This is a genomic window from Dolichospermum sp. LEGE 00246, assembly GCF_015207865.1.
GTDB lineage: Bacteria > Cyanobacteriota > Cyanobacteriia > Cyanobacteriales > Nostocaceae > Dolichospermum > Dolichospermum heterosporum.
Genome location: NZ_JADEWA010000390.1, coordinates 1 through 5,253 on the forward strand (window position 1 = coordinate 1; position 5,253 = coordinate 5,253).

The 5,253-nt window shown below is 35.7% G+C and carries 5 protein-coding genes and 1 pseudogene; 3 read left to right on the plus strand and 3 right to left on the minus strand.

Going from position 1 to position 5,253, the window contains the following annotated elements; translation table 11 throughout:
- From IQ228_RS20490 to IQ228_RS20500, 3 genes and pseudogenes are all read left to right on the plus strand, one after another.
- Positions 1–326: pseudogene (locus IQ228_RS20490) on the plus strand (alcohol acetyltransferase); the annotation flags it as partial.
- The gene (locus tag IQ228_RS20495) at positions 327–632 is read left to right on the plus strand and encodes a phosphopantetheine-binding protein (protein WP_193964197.1); all 306 of its coding nucleotides are present in this window, start codon (positions 327–329) and stop codon (positions 630–632) included.
- 140 nt (positions 633–772) lie between these two features.
- Positions 773–2,632: a hypothetical protein gene (locus IQ228_RS20500; RefSeq protein ID WP_193964199.1), complete on the plus strand. Its 1,860-nt coding sequence runs from the start codon at positions 773–775 to the stop codon at positions 2,630–2,632.
- 572 nt (positions 2,633–3,204) lie between these two features.
- Here IQ228_RS20500 and cas2 read toward each other — a convergent pair.
- From cas2 to csx18, 3 genes are read right to left on the minus strand one after another with little or no spacing between them, the layout of a single operon-like run.
- Positions 3,205–3,483, minus strand: a complete 279-nt coding sequence (gene cas2 / locus IQ228_RS20505) for a CRISPR-associated endonuclease Cas2 (protein WP_027402683.1) — start codon at positions 3,481–3,483, stop codon at positions 3,205–3,207.
- Positions 3,483–4,475, minus strand: a complete 993-nt coding sequence (gene cas1, locus IQ228_RS20510; protein WP_039203186.1) for a CRISPR-associated endonuclease Cas1 — start codon at positions 4,473–4,475, stop codon at positions 3,483–3,485. The genes cas2 and cas1 overlap by 1 nt, the downstream gene beginning before the upstream one ends.
- A 39-nt stretch (positions 4,476–4,514) precedes the next feature.
- Positions 4,515–4,769 carry a CRISPR-associated protein Csx18 gene (gene csx18 / locus IQ228_RS20515; RefSeq protein WP_193964201.1) on the minus strand — a complete coding sequence of 85 codons (255 nt, stop codon included), beginning with the start codon at positions 4,767–4,769 and terminating at the stop codon, positions 4,515–4,517.
- Positions 4,770–5,253: the final 484 nt, after the last annotated feature.

Sequence of the window (5,253 nt, forward strand, 5' to 3'; positions counted from 1 at the left end):
TATATCTAGCTAAATATTTGATAAATTTTTCTTTACTATTCCCTAATCAAGTATCTCCTACAGTCTCAGTTTCCAATCTTGGTAAAGTCAATATTCCCCATACTTATGGAGAATTAGAACTAGAGGAAATCAGTTTTGTTGGTTCTCATGCTTTATATGCAGGAATGTTTATTGTTCACGCTGCTACTTTTCAGGAAAAAATGACCCTAAATTTTGTCTTTTCTCAACCTTCACTTAATCAGCAAACTATGGAAAGACTTGTTGATCATTGCATTGATTCTATCATGAAAGTCTCATCGCGTTACTTAATACCAGTAGGTACATAAATGAATAACAATATCTCTAATTCTCTCTCAGAAAACCAAGATAACGCTACTAAAATACAAGCTTGGTTAGTTGCGGAAATTTCCTCTTTACTGGGAGTTAATCCAGAAGAAATAAATATTCGTGAACCTTTAGATAGTTACGGTTTAGACTCAGCACAAACCATAGTTATCGCTAGTAAAGCCGAAAAGTTTTTGGGATTCAAATTGTCACTTATCCACCTTTGGTATTATCCCACCATTGAAGAACTTTCTCTCAGATTATCTGAAGAATTAGAAAATTCTCAGTCAGAAATTATCCAGATATAACCTCTACAAATTCTGTTTAATTACTGACAAACCAGTTTTTCCTCCTTGATTATTGGGACACTTTGCTAGATTAGGGTAGCCTAATTAAGCCAGGTGTCCTCTTTTCTAAATTCCTATTTTTCAACACGGGAGATTTTGTGATGAACGCAGCGGAAATTTTAGCAAAACTCACTCAACAAGGTGTATTATTTTGGTCAGAAAATAGCAAACTGAATATTCGTTCTCCCAAGGGTGTAATTACTCCAGAAATACAAATAGAAATAGCTAAATATAAAGAAGATATTTTAGCATTAATTCAGGAAATGAATGTTACTAATGACTATGTTCATGAACCTTTAATGCAAGGTATTAGTTTACAAACTATTGGTAAATTAATTGGTGGGTTTTCTGGAGAGTCACCCACGGGATATCAAACTCCAGTTATTAATCCTCAGTTTATGGCTGAGAACTTAAAAGTGACTTTTAGACCCTTACCGGATAATTATGATAATCAAGTTATTGTCAGATTTCGCCAACAATTAATATTTTATCTCCAAAAGCATGGGGTGAAGGTAATTCCTTGGAAAGAAGCAACAACGGAATTGAAACATACCATTAAAATTCCCGTTATTAACTGGCATAAATCTTTGAAAATGCAGAGTGTTAGAGCGGATATTGATGCTGTAATAGATGTAGAAAGACCAAATTCATGGTTAAGAAAATTAGGAATATTTGTCGCGGAAACTTGGTATAAGTTATCTTATACATGGCTGAAAGAAAAACAAAAAATGTCCGTTGTACAAATTGCTAAGTTAAGTAGTTGGGCTGAAGATCATGCTGCCAAATATGTTGAAGATCCAACAAATACACAAGTAATAATTTTAACTGATATAGATGATGAATTTGTTAGTCCAATTACACCCTATCCAGAAAAAATTCGCATTGGCATAAATACATTGGTGAAAACTTTTTCAGAAATTGTGATTGGTGTATCTCATGAAAAGTTTTCAATTCTGAATATGAATCTTTCTGATTCTAATTTTGCCCCCCATGAAGTGGAGAACTTTGCCTTAAAATCACTGATTCCTAAAGTATTTGTGCCGATTACTCCATTATTAATTAGTCGTTTTGAAATAGGAGAATATAATCCTCACTTATCAAGCTATGCTGGAAAATTAATTAAATTAGGGCAAGATTTAGCATCTACAGGATTATTTCCGGCTGGGTTTAAATTAGATGAAGTTGTTAAAAGAAAATCCCATAGAGATATTGTGAATGTCATTGTGAATGGCAGAACAGGAGTATCTTATGGTTTTGTGGCTTATGCTGAACCTCCTCATTATGTAGGTAAGCCAGAAATCACTATTGATGAATGGGATAATTTATTACCTGTAGCGGGATTTAGTAGTTATGAACTTCGCCAAAATGAACAAGGTAGACGTTATATAAAACTAAATATCAACGCCGAAAATAGATTTAAGCAAATACCTGATATTTGGCTAGTTAGTTCTCGTTCTGGGGCAAATAAGACAGATTTAAGCATTGATACTGATATTCTGCGGATTGGTTTACAAGATAAATTACATCTGCAATTACCATTAGGAAGTAATGCACAAAAAGCAGATATTAAACCATCCTATGATATCTATGTGATGTTAGCTATTAGTTTGGCTGCGGCTTTATATACACCAGAATTAATTGCTAATGGTGCGCCAATTGTTCACTTTCATGGTTATCCTGATGTTGATTGGTTTCAAGAAAAGGAATATTGTGTGGGGATGAATAATCCTTCTGTACCTTGTGGAACTTATGAATCAGGGGTTTTCAACTTTTTAGGAATTGCTGATTTAGGTGATCAAATAATCAGTGATGTCAATTTAATTAGCTTAGTAGAACCAGATCATGGGACAAATTTTATTGCTAATGATTTGGAGTATTTAGTAAATAGGTTAAAGGCTGGGTGTGTGACTGGACAAATTGAATTAGGTGGGAAAAATTTCCCTTCTCTGAAAAATCGCTAACAAGAACAAGATCTGATTTAGCTACGGTGTACACACAAGTTATCGAATCACCATTATTCCTCAAATTACCCCACCCTAACCCTCCCCTTGTAAAGGGGAGGGAACTGGATTTTTATTGTTTCCCCCCAAAGCATCGGGGGGATTAAGGGGGGTAATTTAACTTGTGTGTACACGATAGCCTTTTAGGAGAGGGCTAGTACCGCAAGGCGGAAGTCAAAAGTCAAAAGTCAAAAGTCACAATGAAGACAGTATAGGCTTTTGGAGGATTTAGAATGGTTGGTTTATTTATGCCGTTTTGTGAGTAGTGAGACGGAATTAATTACACAATGTTATTGTGTTAGCGTAGTGTGGCGTTAGCCATGTGGAACGAAGTGAAATGAAGCAATTCCAAGGGTTGTGATTGCTTCCCTTCCGTCGCAATGACTGTAAATATTTTTGTCCAATTACTTACTAGGGAGAGGTAGGGAAGGGGGGTTAGGTTTCTGGAGATTATCGGTTTCATCTAATACTTTTCAAACAACCTCTTAGATGTAACAAGATCCCCGACTTCTTAAAGAAGTCGGGGATCTGATTTAGATGATAGTAGAACCGGGAAGTTCTGTAACTGGTGGTTCTCCCCAAGTTTCAATTTGGTTGAATGTATGTTTACTTAATGGATAAAACCTGACACTATCTTCGGAAGATTTTACTTGCTTGCGGAGTCTTTTTTGCAATTCACTATATTTGGTTTGATTAAGAATACATTCAAAGACTGAATATTGAACTCTTTGACCATATCCTTCTAATAAATCAGAGACTTTTTTACGTCTTTTGTCACAAGTAATGTCATATACTATTACATACAATAACATTAACGGATTTGATAGGGTTTATATAGTTTACTTGGCTGGTAAACAAAGTCTTTAAAAGCCTTGATTTGCTGTGTCATTAAATCCCAACGTGGTTGTTTCTCTCCTTCAGAATTTTGGACTTCTTCTTCTAGGCGTTGTAAGAAGTATTTAATATATTTAGGTCTGCCCGAATTATTTAAGTAGCAACCGCTATCATGATATTCAAAATCATTGTCAATGTTCATGATTTTGGTATTGACTAACCACAGTACCAAAGAATCAATAATTGGGGCGCGAAACTCTTCAATTAAATCAGAAGTTAATGCTGCATGGCGTTCTGTTCCTTGATGTAAACAAGCATAATAGGGGTCTAATCCTTGGAGTTCAATTAGTGTTAGTAGATGATTCCATAAAATTTGATAACCAAAACTAAGCATGGCATTTACTGGGTTTCCTGGGGGACGACGACTACGGGCTAAAAAGACAAAATCAGGATTATTTAAACATTCCCCAAAAGCGTTAAAATATTGTGCAGCACCGGCACCTTCTAAACCCATTAAACGCTCGATAGTTTCTGCTTCCCCGGCTTTTTGCGCTAATACTTCTAAACTTTTAATGGTAATTTCAGCCGTTTGGGAGGGATTACGGCGTTGCTGACGTTGTAAAAAGGTGCGACTATTTTTTAATTTGGCTTGAATAATTGTTCTAGCTGCTATCAATTTATCAATTGCTGTTAACTCTTGTTGATAACGAGATAGGCGACGATAACCACGCTCAATTGGCATTAATCTTCCATAACAGTATCCCATCCGAGATAAATAGGCAATGGGTATATCTCGCCAAAGACAGGTACGAATGGCTTGGGTGGTAATTTGTGATTTACCAAAGATTAATATTTGTTCTAGTAGTGGTAATTGAACTTCACCATGTACTATTTCTCCTTGTTTAACTATTAAGGTTTCAGCTTTGAGGCTAATATAACAGCCTTGGCGAGAAACATAAAGGGTTCGCATATATATAAACTAAAGATTATGTTATTCTGAGATTTATGATTAATCTTTTGTGATTTGTGACTGTTGGGACATGATTTCTGCTATCATGGTTTTGATTTGGGATGGTTGCAAGAAACGCACAACACTATCTCCGGCTGTGGCATTGGCAAAGGTGGCGATGCTAACTAAGATAGTATTGATAATTACTGCTGCTAGTCCTAAAGGTGCTATTAGCAAAATAATCAGTGTAATTGTCCCATTGAGAAATGCAACGGCTAAGTTCCGCACTAAGGCAGCACGATTAGAAATATACATGGTTTAGTTGGGATTCGGTATTAATTGTACTTTTTTAAGTTAAATCACACAGAAAATTTATACAAGTGATTTCATGCGAATGACGAATTTATTTATTGGTGATGATTTGTTGGCGGCGGGGTCAGGTCAATGGCGCAAATGCTGATGTTTCCGTTAACCCGGCCGATGTCTTTCTGTATAAAGGTTTCAGGGGTTTTGATTGCCTGTTTATTTTCTAAAAGCAGCCCTCAATTGATACCCCGTCGCAAATGGCATCTGGACATTAGGCTCTGTATGGGTTTATAATGATCGCTATCGCTTCTTTTATAAGAAGTGGAATTAATGGAAACTTAAATTGCTCCTAGAACTTTGAACGTGGATAGGGGATCGCTTCTTTTATAAGAAGTGGAATTAATGGAAACACTTTATAAATTGTTCCAGAGTATAGAAAAAACTGTTTAATCGCTTCTTTTATAAGAAGTGGAATTAATGGAAACTGTATCTT